Genomic DNA, 17,740 nt, shown 5'->3' with positions numbered 1-17,740 from the left:
CGAAGAATATTGTCATTCATCGATGGTTGATGTCGACTCATCGAATGAGCTCCGGAAAATTCATGAAATAGTTGTTGCTTACAGAGCATTTAACCTCATGAAACCTAGTATAACCATAAATAAGAAGGGGGAAATTCTCAAAGCTTCCCTTGTTTCAAAAGAGCTTTACGGTTTTTTTGAACGAAAAAAGGCCTCTGAACGAGCCAAACTGGTGTCCGGTTTTTTGACTAACGGCCAGCAGGAGCGTATAGCAAGTTTAAAGGTTTTTGGTTGCGATATCGATTATCGCGTTTTAATTTCCGATCAGTCCTACACACTACAATTTTTGATTGAGGAAAACCCCATGAGCCAAGGCCCCCAAGATGGTGAAAAATACAAACTCATTGTAGAAGCAGCCAATGAGATTATATATGAGACCGATGCGGCCGGAGACTTTACTTATGTTAACCCCAAGACCTTAAAAGTAACAGGCTACGAACGCAATGAAATAATTGGTAAATCATACCTGGAGCTTATTCATCCCGAATACCGCGAAGAGGCTCAGCAATTCTACCGCAAGCAGGCCGGCACCCGCGAAAAATCTACTTATAAGGAACTGCCCATTATTACTAAAAACGGAGAACAGTTTTGGATTGGGCTCAATGTGCAGTTGTTGGAAAACGCCTTTCAGATTATGGGTTTTCTGGGAGTGGGGCGCGATATCACGGAGAGTTATTATAACCGATTGGCTCTTAAGCAATCGGAAGAAAAATATAGGGGCATAATACAGAACCTTCAGTATGGCCTCATGGAAGTTGACCTGAACCAGAAAATTGTTTTTGCCAATCCGGTAATGACAGAAATAACAGGTTATACTCCTGAAGAATTGATAGGCAAAGTGGCTACGGAGTTTCTGGTAGACGAAGAGGCACGAAAGATTATAGCCTCTCAACAGCATAAGCGATCCAAAGGTAGTGCCAGTGTCTATGAGATACCGCTAAAACACAAAGATGGCTCATACAGGTGGGCAATGATTAGCGGAGCTCCCATTTACAATGTAGATGGTTCCATCCGCGGATCCATTGGTATTCACATGGATATTACCAATCGTAAGCTGGCCGAAGAGGAACTTAAAGAAACCAAAGCGAAGCTAAGCAAATACAAAAACGGACTGGAGGCCATTAACTCGGTAACGTCAAACCTGAGCCTTTCTTCCGTTTCGCAAATCGATCAGGGGCTTAAAATAGCCACCGAGTACCTGGGTCTAGACCTTGCCATAATTAGTGAAATAAATGGCGCCTCTTATGAGATTAAACAGTTCTACTCCAACACAGACGATACCGGGCTCAACATTGGCGATAAGTTTAAGCTGGGCGATACTTTCTGCGATATAGTCATCAAAAAAGATGACATCCTCTTTATGAAAGATGTGAGCGAGTCTAAGTACTACGATCATCCCTGCCACGAACTTTTTGGTGTAGAGTCTTACATTGGCATTGCCTATCGGGTAAACGGAGAAAAAAGAGGGACTATCAATTTTACCTCTACCAAGGCCCGCAAAGAAGAGTTCGATACCTACGATCTTGAGTTTGTTGAGCTTTTTTCTAAGTGGATGGGTTATACGCTCACGCTCATTGAAAATCAGGAAAAACTAGAGGCAGAGCAACGCGCTTTGGCCAGAAAGAATAAAGAATTAGAGCGTAATCAAAAGCACCTGAGTGCTATTAATGGGTTTGTAACCAGCTTGTTATCAGATGACTCCATTCAGGAAATTTCCTGGGAGATCGCGGAGAATGTGATTGAGAAATTCGGTTATGAAGATTGTGTCATTTACTTGAAAAATGATGAATCGGGTAAACTGGATCAGGTGGCCGCTTATGGCGCCAAGCAATCCAAAACCAGAAAAGTTCTAGACCCCATATCCATAGAAATTGGTGAAGGAATTGTAGGTGCTGTTGCTCAAACGGGAATCGCAGAGATTGTGAACGATACCAGCAAAGACGGTCGCTACATTGTAGACGATGCGGTGCGCTTCTCTGAAATTACGGTACCTATTATTGCCGATGGAGAGGTAATTGGAGTTATTGATTCCGAGCACCGGCAGCGTAACTTCTTCAATCAGGAGCATTTGCATACCCTAACCACCATTGCTAACCTGGCTTCTAACCGACTAAAAAATGCCATTGCTAAGAAGAAGCAGGAAAAGGCAGAAAAAGAACTTATTGAGAGCGAACAAAAGCTCAGAAAAATATTACACAACGCCATTGATGCGGTAATTACTATAGATAGAGAAGGAGTTATTACCGAATGGAACAGGCAGGCAGAGTCTATCTTTGGTTTTTCGGCCGATGAGGCTTTAGGAAAAACCCTTTTGGAAACTATTATTCCTCCAATACACCGAGAGGCGCATAAGCGGGGCATGCAACATTTCTTTAAAACGGGAGAAGGTCCGGTTTTAAATCAGAAAATTGAGATTACTGCTCTCAGAAAAAATGGAGAGGAGTTTCCGGTGGCCATGGCTATTATTCCGGTTGAAAATAAAGGCTACTTTACCTTTACGGCCTTCCTGAGTGATATAACCATACAAAAGCAGGTGCAGGAAGAGATGCAAAAAGCGCTGGAAAAAGAGCGTGAGCTCAATGAACTAAAGTCCAGATTTGTATCCATGACCTCCCACGAGTTTAGAACACCCCTTACTACCATAAAACAGAATGCAGACCTGATCAGCTTTCAGTTAGAAGGCCAGCACCCTGACGATTTCCCAAGATACAAGAAATTTCTGGATCGTATAGATGGCGATTTGAACAGGGTTACCTCTCTAATGAACGACATTCTTATGCTGGGCAAAATTGAGGCAGGCCGCATTAATATGAAGAAATCGTCTACCGACCTGGTGCAATTTGTTGAGCGCCTGGTGAATAAGCATTCCGAAGCCGATAGTAAAGGAAGAAAGATTAAGATGGAAGTAGTAGGTGTGCCAAGAGAGGTATCTATAGACTCCTCACTGATGGAGCATGTGTTTTCTAATCTGCTTTCCAATGCCCTTAAGTACTCTCCAAATAGTGAGGCTCCTGAGGTTCAGGTGGCTTTTAATGAGCTTAAGAGCGTAAAGGTTTCAATAAAAGACTACGGCATAGGCATTCCACAAAAAGATCTAAAAGGACTATTCGGTTCTTTTTACAGAGCTACCAATGTTAAAAATATTCAAGGTACCGGCCTGGGCCTATCCATTGTAAAAGAGTTCACTGAGCTGCACGGAGGAACCATTACCGTGGATAGCGAAGAGAATAAGGGCTCAGAATTTACAGTTGAATTACCTTTATCTTAGGTGAATTCATGAATTTGCTCATCTGAATTATTAAATTGTTCAAAAAAAGTTAATGAGTCAGTTGAAAATTCTAATTGTAGAAGACGATCCCATGATCGCGGAGAGCGTTCAGGATATTATAGCCGTACTTAATCATGAAGTTCTTGGAGTTGCAGAAAGCGCAGAGACCGCCATTGCTATATGCAATGAGACTGTGCCCGACCTGGCCTTGCTCGATATTCAGATTGGAGGCGATATAGACGGTGTGCAGTTGGCAGAGCTGCTGAATCAGAACTTCGAAATCCCTTTCATCTTTACCACCGCTTTTGCAGACAATGAAACCATTACCAGGGCTAAAGAAAAAGGTCCCTTCGGCTATTTAGTTAAACCCTATGGTGTAAAAGACATCAATGCCGCTATTGAAGTGGCTATGGCCGCTTTCGATCGGTTAAAAAAGGCCGAATCTGCTTCCACTATGTCTAAGGTAATTCAAGATAGTATATACCTGAAAGTGGACTCTAAACTCATTAAGGTAAAGATTGACGATATTCTTTATGTAGAGGCTAAGGGCGACTATGCCTTGTTTAAGACCAAAGAGAAGGGGCACATTGTACACACTACAATGAAGCGGGTAGAAGACCGTCTAACTCCACATAACTTTGCCAAAGTGCACCGTTCCTATGTCATTAACCTCAGCAAAATAATAGACATTGAAGAGTCTAATTTGCTAATTGACAATAAGGTAATTCCTATTTCACGCTCTAACAAAGAAGCTTTAATTAAGAGACTCAACCTGTTGTAAAGGCAGGTTGGCTCTTTTGGCCTTCTCCCAGGTTACTTTTTGCTGTCCGGTAAAATATTTTTTCCAGCCCAGCACCACACAGTAGTGCATGTAGAGAAAATAGTAGGGAATATACAGGGCTTTGATACGCGTGGGGTTATTACGCATGAGATAGCCCATGGCCGCCAGTGCATAAATCAGCAAACAGGCAATGGCCGGAATTAGGTAGATGCCATTGGCAATGGCCAAAAAAGGTACAGCCAGAGTAGCTCCCAATAGGGCTAAAGGCATGAGTGTCCAACGCAAAACCCGGTGCGATATGTACTGAAAGCTCAACTTTCCGTATCTCATCAGATTAAGTAGTGGCAGTAGTTTGATGACCGCCTGAATGCCACCAGCAGAAATTCTTACCTTCCTTTTTGTTTCTTCTTCCATATTGGCCGAGCCCGTTTCCAGGGCCAGTGCTTTTGGTTCATAGGCAACCTTATATCCTTTAGCAGCCAAAGTCATGGTAAGTACAAAATCTTCGATCAACGTATTGGTATCTATAGGCTCGTAGAGGTGCGTTCTAATGGCAAATAACTCTCCGGCCGAACCAACCAGCGAATTCCATTCAGCATCCTTCTTTTTTAGGTAAGACTCATATTTCCAATAGAAACCTTCACCGGAGCTACTTGCCCCATCGGCTTTTTGGCTCAATACTGTTTTTTCTCCTGAAACAGCCGCTACCCTGTTGTTCTGGAAATGCTTTACCAATTCCCTTAGTCCTTGTGCATTAATCATCACGTTGGCGTCAGAGAAAATGGTAATAGGGGTGTCAATTGTAGGCATTACACGATTAACAGCTGCAATTTTGCCGGCTCGTTGTGGTGTATAATGCAGGGTAATAGAAGGGTGTTGTTCAATTAAGTGATTGGTATTGTCTGTAGAACCATCCGTAACCATGGCAATGTGTAACTTCTCCTTTGGGTAGTCTAGTGCCAGACAGTTGCTGATCTTTTCATCAATAATATCCTCTTCGTTAAAAGCTGCAACCAATAGGGTAACATGCGGAAGGTCTTCATCTTCCAAAGCAACCGGTGTGTCGCTTGCTTTAAACTTGGCCAGTACACTAATTACTATGCCATAGCCAATAAAGACATAGAAGATGATGAAAATGCTGATCCAAAAAAGAATTTCCATGGTCGTGGTTTTTCTTTGAATTAGCTCAATTTCAGTGAATTGAAAGGGGAGATTTCGATGAATGAACGGAATCCTTCGATGAGTTGCTTAGAGCGGTCTGAAACCAAAGCGCTTGTGCAATAGCCCATCGGTCCAGGCTTTGGAAAAGGCGCTCAGGTGAGCCCATTCTCTGGAGAGAAGCGAGCGGACAAGTTGCTTTGGGGTAGAAAGAAACATGAAGAAAAGCATGAAGAGCGTCCAGTTCTTAAAACCGTTTCTTCGCATAAAATGCAACCTGTTTCGGGTTTGGTAATAGAGTTTTAACGGACTGTTTTTACCCGTGCTTATCGACTCTTTGTGTAGCACATGCACCGTAGGGTCAACCAGTAGCTCAAAACCATGAGAACGTATAATTCGAGACCACTCCAACTCTTCATAGTACAGAAAGAATTCTTCGGGCATAAGCCCGCATTGGTCTACCACAGATCTTCGGAGCATAACAGCCGCTCCATGGAAGTATGGGGTACAGTAGGGGTAGCTCGACTTAGCTTTTCTCACCAGCTCATTGCGGCCGGTAATAGGATTAATCTCTGTGAAGCCCGCAAACTGAATCTGGTCGGGGTGATCGTAATATTTTAAAATAGGAGAGACAGCCCCCACATGATCGTCTTCAAAATGGGTTAGCAGAGATTCTATGAGGCCATTGTCTAGTTCCGTATCGTTGTTCACCAAAAATAGAAACTCGCCTGTTGCTGCTTGAATACCCAAATTATTACCTCCGGCAAAACCAATATTTTCCGATGAGTTGATGACCCTCACATTGGGTAATACCGATTGATATAAAGATGTATCGTCTCCCGACTGACCATTGTCTACCACAATAACTTCTAGCGCATTGTAGGCCAATTTGCCAATGGATTCGAGCAGTTCACAGGTTACCTGCGCCTGCTTGTAGTTTACGGTGATTATAGAGACTAAGGCTGACATGATGGTTCTTTTATTCCGATTACCTGAATGGCATTTCCCCAGGAATTGCCGTGTACCAGGCGATCTATTTTGATACATAGTTTAGCAAATGGCAAGCTCAAAATCTGACCGAGCAGGCCTGCTTTCTTGCCCAGATAGGCTGCTTCCCAACCCAGGCGAGAGAACCAACCGTCAGAGTACGAGCCGTGTACCACACGAAAACCCTCACCAATGAATCGTTTCCAGAGGTCTTCCAGATTATATACCTGACCAACGTGCTCTTCTTCGAGCCACTCATGGTGCTCTTCAAAGTATCGCTCGGGCAATAGGGTTCGTTGGTGTTTATTAGGAATTTTCACCATGAAGTAGCCTCCGGGCTTTAGCCTGTCATAAGCTGCTTTAAAAGGCATTTCTTTCGGAGTGATATGCTCGAAAACATCGATAGAAAATATGAAGTCGAACTCTCTTTCTTCCAATTGTTCCGTGTAGGTACAATGTGTGGTAATGTTGTTTGTTCCACTAGCTTTTATGGCTTCGTTGAGTGTGGCAATGCGCTCCTTGTCTACATCGAGGCTATGAATTTTAGCCTTGGGAAGAGCTTTGGCCAGACTAAAGCTATACTCACCATAGCCGGCACCCAAATCTAGTATTTTAGCATTTTGAGGCAGGTCTATGTGTTTCATTAGTTTCTTGAAAATGGTAAACCGCGCATAGTTGCCCACGTTGGTATAGCCAAAGACCGATTTAAACAGCCTGGCTAGTTTGGGTTTGCTTTTCATGCGTTCGCTGGTGAATATCTGCGATGTGCCAAAGGTTAGCTCCATTTCTTCAAAGCATTTAGATGTGTTAATGATTTGGCTGCCACAACAAACTCTTTGATAGGGTGTATGGCAAGCGTTCTTTTAATGTTTAACTGACCTATAATGATGGTTATAATAACACTGGAAGCGGTGGCCGTAGCTGCTCCCTGTACACCAAAAGCAGGAATCAGCAACCAATTCATTACTACGTTGACCGCCAGGCTAAAAACCAGCATCAGAAAATTTACTCTTGGTTTACCAACGGCATCCAGGGTAAGGCCAAAAACGCGGCCCCACGGTTTAAATAGTGTAGCGGTTGCCAGAATGATTATTATACCGGAGGCTGAAAGATAACTTTCTGATCCTATGATGGTTATTATGGTTTTATTAAAGAGTAGCACAATAAGCGTAGTCGGTAGTATAAAGGCTAATAACCACAGAATAGAGTTGCCGTAGGTTTTTTTAAGATGAATGCCTCCCGACTGAAGATAACTGGCTGCAATTTTAGGATAAATGACTTGTGAAATGGCCTGCAGGGGGAGTTCGGCATAACCGATTATTTTGTTGGCAAAATGGAAAATTGCTACGGCTGTAGGATCCATGAAGTAGTTAATCATGAGTAAGTCTACCCGCTGAAAAAGCAGTGAGAGCAGATTAGTACCAGAGGAGTATTTGCCGAAGTGAATAAGCTCCATGGCCGTACTCTTTAGTGGCCTTACCAGCCTAAACTCGCCTTGAACAACAGCCAGTATGGTTACCGGCAACACCGAAAGAAACATTATGTCTATCAGTCGGGTGAGGCTGGGTTGTCCGGCTACTATCAGCTGAGCAGACAGTACCGCTATAAAGGAAATAAGGTAGATGAAGTTGGTGATAAAGTACTTCTTAAACTTTTGCTGTGCCTGATTTACTGAATTTAGAAATTGTATAGTAGCTAGTACCAACAAGGCTTTAAACCCATTGATATACAGTATGCTAAGCTCAGGAACCGACCACAGAGAGAAAACCACCAGAAAAAGGCTGGTGAGAGCTACTATGGCATAGTTGAGCAAGAGGCTTGTACTTCTAATCTCCCGATTGTCGGGCTGCCGGATGATAAGCCGAGCCAGTCCGTTTTGGGTAAATCCCTGCCTTAAGCCATCTAGTATGGACACTGTGGTAATAAATATAGCCCAGTGGCCAAAAGACGCCTGGTCGTAGCGTTTGGCCAGGTAGAGAAACAGAATAAAGTTGCTAAGCAGAAAGGAGATTTGTCCTGCAAAGGAATAGAAAGTTCTGCCCAAATCTTGTTTTAACGATTTCATTGGGCAATGCTTCGGTAGAGGGTTTCTGTTCTTTCGGCAATTTTTTCCCAGGTAAAGCGGGCTTTAACCCTTGTGCGTCCTTTAATGCCCATGGCTTTGGCAAGCTCCCGGTTTTCGGCCATATAATTCATGGCCTCAATAAAGGCTTTAGGGTTATGATCAGGACAGAGTATGCCGTTTTCTCCATTTTCTATGGTTTCACGAATGGCCGGCAGATCTGAGGCTATTACGGGTATAGACTCCGAGTTGGCCTCAAGCAATACAATGCCCTGTGTTTCATATTGACTAGGTAAAATCAGCGCGGTGTAATAGGGGAGTACTTCATGAATTTTATCATTGCTGTACTCCCCGAGCAGTCTGACTCTACTTTCTAACTTCTTGGATTTAATAATTTGCTCTATGCGCACACGCTCGCTGCCATTGCCAATAATGTCCAGTTGCACATGGTCTGCGGCCTGGTCCATCACTTCCACAATTTTGCTAATGCCTTTTACAGGATGTAGTCTGCCCACAAAAAGAAACTTAGCCACTCCGGCCAGTTCGCTCTTGGAGTCTGACCACTGACTGCTCACGCCATTGGTAATCACGTTGATTGATTTTCCCGTAGGTCTGCGTTCATAGATTTCTTGCTTTAAGGCCTCGCTAACAGCTACCAATCCTGCTGCACTGTTGTAAAGCCTTTTTTCCATTCTTCGGGTGAAGGTATGGTGTAACTGGTGGTTGATGTGATACCACTTCTTGCCTTTGTTTTCTATATCGATGAGGCCATGTACAGTGTTCACGAGCCTATGATGAATCTTAGAATAGAAACTTAGCAGGTAGCCGCTTCGGCCCTGAGCGTGAATGATATCGAACTTCATGTGGTTTTTTCTAACCCAATGAAGAACCGACCAGTTGAATGACAGCTCTTCGGCTATCAACGAAATTGGTTTTATGTATCGGCCGGGAAAGTAAGGCACCTCAATAATCCGGATGCCTTCTTTTTCCGCAACCTTGGTTCTCTTCCGAAAGCTTCCACCGTTCAGAATAGACACCTGGTGTCCTTTGCTTGCAAGGCTTCTGGCCAGCTCCCAGGTGTGGGTTTGAATACCCCCTTTAAACTGCCAGGGAAGTGTCTTGCAGATGAGTAGTATATGAAGGGTGGAATGTGCTTTCATCTTAATGGTTGTTTTTCTTGTCTTTGAGACCGTCCAGTTTGTCTTTCACAACTGTCTTCTCGTGTTTTTTAGCTAGGTTAATGGCGTAAATCATGGCTAGAATTGCAATTGGCAATACGGCCGGCCAGGGCATTCCTTGAAAAATCATAGTTCTAAAATTTGGTGTTCAGTGTGAATGAATTCCTTTTTGGATTTCTGCATAAGTAAAAGAGCCTTGAAAGCTGCCCAGCCAATTTTGGGAAGGCTGAACGCGATGCGAAAAGACTCTCTGAGAAGTGCTTGAGTAGGAAGCACCAACAGGTAAGCTATAATAAGGGCTAGCAGTGCTCCGGTGCTGGCTACAAAAAGCACCTGGCTTTTTAATAGCAGTCCGGTAAGTGCAAACAAAGTGATGGCAAAGGGAGCTACCGCACGCGGGGGTAGCGCCAACTGCATAACTTTATGGAAAAAGTCGAAGTTGCCCTTTGCCAGTTGCACCATGCTCTCCCTAATCGATCTCTTGAAATAGGTGTACTGAGCCTCGAGCCATCGCCCTCTCTGACGAGTAAAGGCTTCAGTAGATGAAACTTTCTGGTCTAAAACCGAAATCTGCTCAGAGTAATGGATGAACTCACCACCTTTGGTAAGGATAAGCTCCATTTCTTTATCAAAGCCACCAATGGCCTTGCACTGAGCTATTACTGTGTCGAACAAGCTATAGTCGAATACCATAGCCGAACCGGATAGCTTAGAGGAAAGCCCTAAATTATTAGCTCCCTGGCATAGCATAGCCGTGTTGGCCGTTTCAGACAAGCCGTCCATCAATGCAGTAGAAGTATTGCTGTTGGCTGCTTTGCGCAATCCCTGAACAGCTCTCAAACCGGACTTCATCAGGCGATTGGCTTTGAATAAGAAGCCTCTTTCCATCACATTGTCCGCATCGAGCACTACCACGGCATCATAACCGTTTTTGTAGTGGTTCATGGCGCTCTGTAGCGACTTTACTTTCGTGCTTTTATCGAATGATACTGCGTGAACCTTAGCGCCCATTTGTTCCAGGGCCGTATGAGTTTCCTGTTGCAGCTGATCGGCAATTACTACCAGATCGAAGTGCTCTTTGGGATACTCGTATCTGTGTTGGAGGTTCAATTTAACAGTCTGCTGAATTACCTGATCTTCTTTATAAGCAGGTACCAGAATCAGAAACTTGCTCAGGCCCTCTTCTTTAACCACCACTCTTGCAGTCTTAAATGTGCTGGCAATGGCCAGAATTAGTTGGTAAAGGCTAGCTACCACCAGGTAAGCTACTGGAAACGCGATGATGATTTGGGCTAGAGTTTTCATGTTTCGATGTTTATTCAAATCTACCTCCACCAAAGCTCCCTTCCGGAATTATAAGGTGAATGGCAGGAAATCAACGATGAATGAAATGAGTGCTTAGATTAACCTGAGTTCGATGTACGAAAAGAACGTCATGTCGGAAAAACAGGCCTTAAACTATCAAAAAGGGCTGTTTTCTCCGGTATCTCAACAGAGCCTAAATGAGATTGCGGATATTTTCCTTTGCGTATGTGAAGTTTTCAGAGGAAAATTCCGCAGTGACCTCCTAAGAGGGGATATTTTACTACTTACTTAAATCGAATCCAGGTTAGATTACTGTAATAGCTCTCTGAGTTTAGATGGCTTTTTAATGCCTTTGAGCCAGGTTTTGGTGTCTCGTTCAGCAATTAAGAAGATGAACGGAATGGCAAAATTGAGTATGATACCGGTGGGCATTTGAATGAGTACCTGGTTGCCATAACTCGCAAAAATGGCTCCTGCCAGCATGGCATATAAGGCAGAAGCTTGTGTGCGGTTTTTGAGACAGCGCATCCGCATAATCTTTAAACCACCATAGCCTAGTATAAATCCCAACACAACGAGGTGAACCATTAAGCCAATGGGCCCCGTTTCTGCCCAGATTTTCACAAACCAACTGTCGGTGGCCGTATTGGCCATCAGAGAATCAGGGTTAAATCGTGCGCCCCAAAAACCAGCTGTGCCTATGCCTCCACCAAAAGGTCGTGTGGCCAGATAGCGGGCAAAGGTTTTCTGGTTTTCCAGCCGTACACTAAGCGACTTGTTATTAGGGTCTAATGCCGTTCGCATTCGCCTTACCTGTTCAACACCCTGAAAAAGAAAGGTGTATTTGAGTATGACAAACACAATGATCATGGCACTAAAGCCGGCTATAAGTATTTTAAAATTCTTTATGAGTATGAGGTATGCAATACCTCCTGCCAATGGCACGGCCAAAGCCCCTCTGGTTCCTGAAATGGCAAAGCCCAGCAAGAATACAATGGCAAGAACAAGGTATTTTATTTTCTTGGCTGTGGGGTAGGGACCCATAAACAGAATACCGCACATAAGGGCCATCATGGCCTGCGATGAGCCAAAACTCCCCGCATCGGAGTAGAAGGAGAAGACCCTCAATACCCCATGCAATACATGCTCTTCATGATGGTTTTCGGCATAAAGCCAGTGATGTTCCGCTGCATCTACTCCCAGTATTTGCTGCTTAAAGCCCCAAACCGTACCAATTAGAGAGAATAGTATAAGGGCGTTAAAGAATTGATTCATGTCTTTCTGCTTTCTGAAAAAGAGAAAGACCAGGGGTACCGTAAGTGCCTGATAAAAGCCAATTCCGCGCATGGCATAAAACCAGGCAATGAGCCCGTTGCCACTGGGGTTTACGATTTCCAGAGTCAGAAAAAGCATCCAAAAGCTGGTGAGGGCCACAATCGGGTTTTTGGCGTGTTTCCAGTTAGGTTTAATGGATTTATTGAGAATTATACTTAGCCATGAAAGGGCAAGCAGTATGTCTACCGTGAGTCCCCAGGGGCCGGGAACATATCGGGTAATTCCGGCCGAAAAGAAAGCCATAATGAGTGTTCCCCATACGCCAATCTTGGGTCGGTTCCATATGTAGGAAACTACTACCAGGCCTACGGGTAGCCCTAGCAGTAGCATGCCACCAATGAGGCCTATAAAGTGAATAAGTACAAAACTAAGCCCCAGAATGGCCAGAATAATGAGCCATCCTAATGGAGTGCCAAAAATGGCTGCACCCTTTGGAGTATAAACGTTTTGTGGATTATCCATGAATACAAAAGTGCAAAGGCTTTAGGCCAATTTGGTCTGTACTCGTTCAATGGATGGTATGCTTCGGTGAATAACCGAAAAGAGCGTTAAGCGGAAAGTGCTTCGGCAAACTGCCGGGCTCTATGTTCCCAGGAGTTTTGTTTGGCAAACTCAATTCGTTTTTGGGTTTTTAGTCTGGTGTTGTACCGCAGGGCTTTCCGAATGGCCTTTACAAAACCATCTTTGTCTGTGGCTATTTCGGCCACTTTTTCAAAGTCGGAAAGGTCTGAGAAATCGGTGCAAACTACGGCTTTTCCCATGGCCAGGTATTCATTGATTTTGAGTGGGTAAATGGCTTCGGTGAGTTTACTCTTTACAAATGGAATGAGGCAAACATCAAAGGCCTGAACTTTTTCGGGCAATAGTTCCTGAGCCACTGCGCCCAGCATTTTCACATTGGCCGGTAGTTTTGGCAAAGTGGTTTTCACCGGTCCGTAGAACTGAAATTCAAACTCGGGCAGGGCCTGAGCGCAATGTGCAACCAGATCGAAGTCAATCCGGCTATCAATGGCTCCGATGTAGCCAATCGTAGAGCCGTTGCTTTTCTCTTTGTGTGGGGCTAGAAAGAGCTCCAGATTTACCCCGTTGGGTATAAACTGAATCTGTTTGGCCAGCTCTGACTTGTTTCTTTTTAATACACTACTGGTGCAAATCACCTCATCGGCCAATGGCATAAAACGTTCTTCATAGGCTGCTCCATGCACTCCCGACCATTCGGTAGCGGCAATTTCATCGTAGCAGTAATAGACTGTTTTAAGCGGAGCGAAGTATGAACGGCAGTAGTAGCCATAGACGGGATTAAAGGCGTTCACCAAAGTATAAGAATCTACTGCTGATCGCTGTAGCTGTTTTTTGATGCTCCTGCCAATGACCCAGGCGTTTAGCCGGGCCATTGCCTTAAACAAACCTTTGTGCTTAATCCAGTTGATGGGCAGTATAGGGGGAGTTGAGATTACCTCAATGGCTCCCTGATTTGTGGTGAAAGTACGTGTTCTTCTGCTTAAACCTAAAATTTGTTTAACAGGAGCAAATTTATTGAAAAACAGATCCTTAAGTGTGTAGTGATAGTCTATCATTATTACACGATGGTCTGCGCTTAATTGCTTGAGCAACTCAATGGTAGACTTAATATAGGGGGTGTCCCAAGCCGGAAAACTATGACAAACGATCACTTTTTTCATATGGAGTTAGTTTTAAAACCTGTGGTTAACACTTGTTTTACTCTGGCTCTCAGCCAGCTTCTTTTCTTAGGTATTTCGCCAATTACTTCTTCCATTACCTCGGCAGTCACCGCGTTGATAAATAGTAGGGGTTTTTTATTGGCAAGCTTGCGGTATATCTTCAATACATGTTTGTCTGAGGCCATCCATCTTCTGTTGGCACGGGCTACGAGTACATGCACATTGCCGCTGGCTACTTCTTCTTCCGAGTATGGGTTATGCAGAATAGAAGGAAGTTCTTTGAAAATGAACTCAGGATTTTCACCCGAATTGAGATAGGGGAAGTGCTTCTCTAATTGCTCAATAATGTAGCTTTTACCCTCTGCCGCTTCGGTACTAAAGAAAATTACGGTCTTTGGTTCTTTTACCCCTTGTGCATTGGCTCTTAATTCCTGGACAAAGAGGTTAAGGGCCAATCGATCCAACGAGTCCATGTCTATGCTCTTTTGAAGCTTTTTAGTGTTTTTGGCTAATATGCCGCCTACATACAATCCGGTTTGCACCTTGGCTGTTTCCGGCTTCTTCAAAGAATTATCCATCAACTCTGAGGCAATAATGATGGCTGTAGGCAAAATGGCTCCTACTAAGAAGGCCAGAATCACCATCATCATTCGCTTAGACTTTAGCGGCTTAATGGGGTAGTAAGGCGCATCTATTACCTTAATATTGCTCGACATCATCATGCTGTACTTGTGCAGTCGAGCCTGGTTGTAGCTATGTAGGTTTTCCAGATATTCTCTTTCGGCCACATCAATTTCGCGCTCAAGTCTCTTTAGGGTAGAACCTAAGGGGGCAAAGCGGTCATAAATTCTTTCATACTCCTGCTGGCGTGCCTCCATTACGGATAGCTTGGCGGCAGACTCTTCTTTCATAATGGTGAAGTTGAGCCACTGGGTAAGCATTTCGCGAGTTTCAAGCCCATCAGGAGTTTGGCTGGTAAACAGCAAATCGTTGGCAATATTGGTCATTTGGCTTTTGAGCGAGTCAATCTGCAGGTTGAGCTCAGATTTGCGAATTACCATGGCCTGATTAGGTACGGTGTCTGCGGTTAGCTCAAGTGAAGCAAGCTCGGCACTGTACTTAGAAATGTTGCCTCGATTATTGGCAAGTTTGGTTTGCAGGCTGGCAAGGATGTCGCGGTCGGAGATTTCAATTTCAATTTTTGCAAGGGCTGATTTGGCTCCGGCTAATATTTTCAACTCGTCCTGGTACTGCTTGTCTAGTTCTTCTTTGTTGCCCGAGATAAAGCGGGTTTGCTCGTAATAGTTAATGATTTTGTTGTTTACACGAAACTGTAGTAGAGCATCCTCAGCCCCTTTTAATTTTGCAGAAGATTTGTTTACAGCTTGCTCGAAGAAGCCAATTACAGAATCGCTTTGGCCTTCTTTAATTCCTTTTTGCTTCGACATGAAAATGCCGGTGAGGAGTTCGAGTGTTTTCTGGCTTATATACGGATCTATTGAGGTGTATTCCATGCGAATCATGTCGCTGTTACCTTCGCGGGTTACCACCAGGTTTTCCAATTGCTCAATGCCAAAGAAATCGTTCTTGGAATTAGCAATCAGGTATACTTCGTTGAACTGATCGGCTTCTCTCATATTTACCAGTTTCTGATAAATTGAGATTTCTGTATCCTGATCAGTAATATTGATTTCCAGGTTTTTCAGGGTTTGCTCAAAGTGATCTAAATTTTCTGGCAAAAGTCTTAGTACTCCTTTTTTGCGGGCCAACAGAAGGTGTGCCATTAGTCGGGCCGAGAGTTCCTTGTTGGTTTCGTAAGAGGTAGCCAGGTTGATGAGGTTTTCTAACTCGTTGTTGGTTTTGGCATAATCCACTCTGCCGCTGGCATTGCTTTCGATACTGTAACCTGAGATGAGACCCGTATTGAGTAGCGTATGAGTGGAGTACTCTTTCTTACCGTCTTTGGTACTGTAGAAGACCAGGAAGGCGAGGAGTATGGCGGTTCCGGCTATAAAGTGGAAGTACCTTACTATAAGTCGTACGATTTCTACAATGGTCATGACTTACTTGAGTATATCTTCTCCAACAATAGTCTTAAGGGTAGTGTAAGCCAACCACGCTTCGTTTTTGGCTTTTTCAAACTCCATTTTTGAGGAGTAAAGCGATTCCATGGCCATTCGGTACTGCTCAAGGGGAAGCTTACCGGCTTTGAAGTAGCCTTCAGCCACTTCCAGGGCCATTTCGTTCGATTGTACTACTTCTACCTGAATTTCAACCGCCTTGATGAAGTGCTTCAGGTTAGAATAAATTTTTATGATTTCTTTTTTAATGAGTTCTTCTTCTTTGCCCTTCAGATGATCCAGCTTTTCCTTTTCAAGCGCCTGAAGCTTGATTTCGTTTTTTCTTGAGCTCACCTCGGTAAAGGGTAGTCTAATGTTAAGACCAAGGTTGTAGGTTACATTCTGACGGCTCAGGTAAGTAAGTCTTGTACCGCTTTGATCGCCCGTAAGCTGATCGGCCACAATGCCGTTACCATAATTGACACCTGCTGCCACCGTGATGTGCTGCAACCACTTCTTTTTGTTGATCTGTATTTCCTGATCGGCCTGTAGCTGAGCCACTCCAAGAGCTTTGATAGCCGATGACTGTTGCATGGCCACAGCAATAAGTTCTTCTACGGGTCTAAGGTTTTCTACCTTGAGCTGGGTGGGGCTCTGAGCCATGGCCACCCACTGAAGGCCGATAAGAAGGGCGAGTATGCTAAGTGTCTTTTTCATGGTCTTATTCTGTTTTTGCCATTTTCTTACCGAAGAGTGATTTCACTTTGTCGATCACCTGGCTCATTCCGTCTTTCTTCATGAATGGCCGCTCAATGACCCGGTAAAAAATGATACTACTAAGTAAGACCATAGCGAGCGCAATGCTCAGGCTTATCGTTAGACCTAAGAAATATGTCGTTGAATAACCGATTTTGGCGATGAATGAATAAAACAACTCCAAAAGGGGTAAATGGGTAAGATAGATGGTATAGCACATGCCACCGATGACAGGAATCCACTTGAAAGAAAGAATTTGTGGAATAGAGCGCCCTTTGAGTGTACTAAGGAAGAACCCACAGAGGGCAACCGAAAAGAGCAGTGCTTTTTCCATATCGTCTGTCCAGGTAAACATCATAATGGCAAAGGAAATAACCCCAAGTAGATCATAAGCTCTGTGCTTGGCTGCCAACCAGTTTTTGGAGTGCACAAACAAGTCGGCTGCAAAAAGGCCAATGAGAAAGTGTTGTAATTGGCCCAGCAGGCTCGCTCGGAAGGGTTGGAACTGCCAGCCTAAAAGATGCTGTGCCACAATGAACAGGGCTGTGAAGCCAATCAGCATTAGGCGTCTTTTAACCACCGCTTTTATACTGAAGTAACCGATGGCTAGAAATGGAGCGAGTAGATAATATTGTATTTCTACCTCCAGCGACCAGGCGACAGGGTTAATGATGGGGAAATCGGCATATACTATATTGTGCACGTAGAAAATACTGCTGAAGTAATGGCCAGCGAGTTGTTCAAAGGGGATATTGCTTTTAAGGAAGAGTACGAGGGCAAACAAACTCATCCAGAAGATGTAGGGAGGTTCGAGCCTCTCCAACCTTCGGGTAAAGTATTTTTTATAACTAAAAGGGCCATTGCTGCTACCTTTGGCAAAAGGCAAGGCCAGTACAAAACCGCTCAGGGCGAAGAAAATCATAACACCAATGGCTCCTCGGCTAATCAGGTAACTCACTTGTTCGGTAGCACCTTCCAGATTGTGTTCGCCATATACATACCTGAGAAATCGTTCGTTGGCATGGAGAATTACAACAGGCAGTATGGCTACAAATCGTATTCCGTCAACAAATGGAAGATAAGCTCTGCCCGAATTGGGTCTTTTCAGATTTTTGAGAAGCCATTGCAT

The 17,740-nt window shown here is 44.1% G+C and carries 14 protein-coding genes; 2 read left to right on the top strand and 12 right to left on the bottom strand.

Annotated elements, in window-relative coordinates:
- Nucleotides 1–97 precede the first annotated feature (97 nt).
- Together IE164_RS16450 and IE164_RS16445 are read left to right on the top strand one after the other, a co-directional pair.
- Nucleotides 98–3,307 (top strand): PAS domain S-box protein, encoded by a 3,210-nt coding sequence (locus tag IE164_RS16450; RefSeq protein WP_189631345.1) that lies wholly within the window; start codon nucleotides 98–100, stop codon nucleotides 3,305–3,307.
- 52 nt (nucleotides 3,308–3,359) lie between these two features.
- On the top strand, nucleotides 3,360–4,088 hold the full coding sequence (locus IE164_RS16445; RefSeq protein ID WP_189631344.1) for a LytR/AlgR family response regulator transcription factor: 729 nt from the start codon (nucleotides 3,360–3,362) through the stop codon (nucleotides 4,086–4,088).
- Here the strand turns inward: IE164_RS16445 and IE164_RS16440 are convergent.
- The 12 genes from IE164_RS16440 to IE164_RS16385 form a co-directional block, all read right to left on the bottom strand.
- Nucleotides 4,062–5,249, bottom strand: a complete 1,188-nt coding sequence (locus IE164_RS16440; protein ID WP_189631343.1) for a glycosyltransferase family 2 protein — start codon at nucleotides 5,247–5,249, stop codon at nucleotides 4,062–4,064. The two genes, IE164_RS16445 and IE164_RS16440, sit on opposite strands and share 27 nt — an antisense overlap.
- Before the next feature lie 87 nt (nucleotides 5,250–5,336).
- On the bottom strand, nucleotides 5,337–6,215 hold the full coding sequence (locus IE164_RS16435) for a glycosyltransferase family 2 protein (protein WP_189631342.1): 879 nt from the start codon (nucleotides 6,213–6,215) through the stop codon (nucleotides 5,337–5,339).
- The gene (locus IE164_RS16430) at nucleotides 6,203–7,018 is read right to left on the bottom strand and encodes an SAM-dependent methyltransferase (RefSeq protein ID WP_189631341.1); all 816 of its coding nucleotides are present in this window, start codon (nucleotides 7,016–7,018) and stop codon (nucleotides 6,203–6,205) included. The genes IE164_RS16435 and IE164_RS16430 overlap by 13 nt, the downstream gene beginning before the upstream one ends.
- Nucleotides 7,009–8,298 (bottom strand): oligosaccharide flippase family protein, encoded by a 1,290-nt coding sequence (locus IE164_RS16425; RefSeq protein WP_189631340.1) that lies wholly within the window; start codon nucleotides 8,296–8,298, stop codon nucleotides 7,009–7,011. The genes IE164_RS16430 and IE164_RS16425 overlap by 10 nt, the downstream gene beginning before the upstream one ends.
- Nucleotides 8,295–9,455, bottom strand: a complete 1,161-nt coding sequence (locus IE164_RS16420) for a glycosyltransferase family 4 protein (protein ID WP_189631339.1) — start codon at nucleotides 9,453–9,455, stop codon at nucleotides 8,295–8,297. The genes IE164_RS16425 and IE164_RS16420 overlap by 4 nt, the downstream gene beginning before the upstream one ends.
- 1 nt (nucleotide 9,456) lies before the next feature.
- The gene (locus IE164_RS16415; RefSeq protein ID WP_189631338.1) at nucleotides 9,457–9,603 is read right to left on the bottom strand and encodes a hypothetical protein; all 147 of its coding nucleotides are present in this window, start codon (nucleotides 9,601–9,603) and stop codon (nucleotides 9,457–9,459) included.
- Nucleotides 9,600–10,778 (bottom strand): glycosyltransferase family 2 protein, encoded by a 1,179-nt coding sequence (locus IE164_RS16410; RefSeq protein WP_189631337.1) that lies wholly within the window; start codon nucleotides 10,776–10,778, stop codon nucleotides 9,600–9,602. Before IE164_RS16410 ends, IE164_RS16415 begins: the two co-directional genes overlap by 4 nt.
- Nucleotides 10,779–11,087: 309 nt before the next feature.
- A complete protein-coding gene (locus IE164_RS16405; RefSeq protein WP_189631336.1) occupies nucleotides 11,088–12,575 on the bottom strand; it encodes an O-antigen ligase family protein in 1,488 nt (495 codons plus the stop codon).
- 86 nt (nucleotides 12,576–12,661) lie between these two features.
- On the bottom strand, nucleotides 12,662–13,795 hold the full coding sequence (locus tag IE164_RS16400) for a glycosyltransferase (protein WP_189631335.1): 1,134 nt from the start codon (nucleotides 13,793–13,795) through the stop codon (nucleotides 12,662–12,664).
- Entirely contained in the window at nucleotides 13,792–15,855 is a 2,064-nt protein-coding gene (locus IE164_RS16395) for a GumC family protein (RefSeq protein ID WP_189631334.1), read from the bottom strand. The genes IE164_RS16400 and IE164_RS16395 overlap by 4 nt, the downstream gene beginning before the upstream one ends.
- Nucleotides 15,856–15,858: 3 nt before the next feature.
- On the bottom strand, nucleotides 15,859–16,572 hold the full coding sequence (locus IE164_RS16390) for a TolC family protein (protein ID WP_189631333.1): 714 nt from the start codon (nucleotides 16,570–16,572) through the stop codon (nucleotides 15,859–15,861).
- A gap of 4 nt (nucleotides 16,573–16,576) precedes the next feature.
- The gene (locus IE164_RS16385; protein WP_189631332.1) at nucleotides 16,577–17,740 is read right to left on the bottom strand and encodes an acyltransferase family protein; all 1,164 of its coding nucleotides are present in this window, start codon (nucleotides 17,738–17,740) and stop codon (nucleotides 16,577–16,579) included.

Origin of the sequence: Roseivirga thermotolerans, from assembly GCF_014653175.1 — a bacterium.
Classification (GTDB): Bacteria; Bacteroidota; Bacteroidia; order Cytophagales; family Cyclobacteriaceae; genus Roseivirga; species Roseivirga thermotolerans.
This window is presented reverse-complemented; position numbering and strand designations above follow the sequence as displayed.

Bases quoted from the DNA above. Each gene is read 5' to 3' on its own strand.
- IE164_RS16450 (WP_189631345.1), top strand. From the start codon at position 98: ATGAAACCTAGTATAACCATAAATAAGAAGGGGGAAATTCTCAAAGCT.
- IE164_RS16445 (WP_189631344.1), top strand. From the start codon at position 3,360: ATGAGTCAGTTGAAAATTCTAATTGTAGAAGACGATCCCATGATCGCG.
- IE164_RS16440 (WP_189631343.1), bottom strand. From the start codon at position 5,249: ATGGAAATTCTTTTTTGGATCAGCATTTTCATCATCTTCTATGTCTTT.
- IE164_RS16435 (WP_189631342.1), bottom strand. From the start codon at position 6,215: ATGTCAGCCTTAGTCTCTATAATCACCGTAAACTACAAGCAGGCGCAG.
- IE164_RS16430 (WP_189631341.1), bottom strand. From the start codon at position 7,018: ATGGAGCTAACCTTTGGCACATCGCAGATATTCACCAGCGAACGCATG.
- IE164_RS16425 (WP_189631340.1), bottom strand. From the start codon at position 8,298: ATGAAATCGTTAAAACAAGATTTGGGCAGAACTTTCTATTCCTTTGCA.
- IE164_RS16420 (WP_189631339.1), bottom strand. From the start codon at position 9,455: ATGAAAGCACATTCCACCCTTCATATACTACTCATCTGCAAGACACTT.
- IE164_RS16415 (WP_189631338.1), bottom strand. From the start codon at position 9,603: ATGATTTTTCAAGGAATGCCCTGGCCGGCCGTATTGCCAATTGCAATT.
- IE164_RS16410 (WP_189631337.1), bottom strand. From the start codon at position 10,778: ATGAAAACTCTAGCCCAAATCATCATCGCGTTTCCAGTAGCTTACCTG.
- IE164_RS16405 (WP_189631336.1), bottom strand. From the start codon at position 12,575: ATGGATAATCCACAAAACGTTTATACTCCAAAGGGTGCAGCCATTTTT.
- IE164_RS16400 (WP_189631335.1), bottom strand. From the start codon at position 13,795: ATGAAAAAAGTGATCGTTTGTCATAGTTTTCCGGCTTGGGACACCCCC.
- IE164_RS16395 (WP_189631334.1), bottom strand. From the start codon at position 15,855: ATGACCATTGTAGAAATCGTACGACTTATAGTAAGGTACTTCCACTTT.
- IE164_RS16390 (WP_189631333.1), bottom strand. From the start codon at position 16,572: ATGAAAAAGACACTTAGCATACTCGCCCTTCTTATCGGCCTTCAGTGG.
- IE164_RS16385 (WP_189631332.1), bottom strand. From the start codon at position 17,740: ATGCAATGGCTTCTCAAAAATCTGAAAAGACCCAATTCGGGCAGAGCT.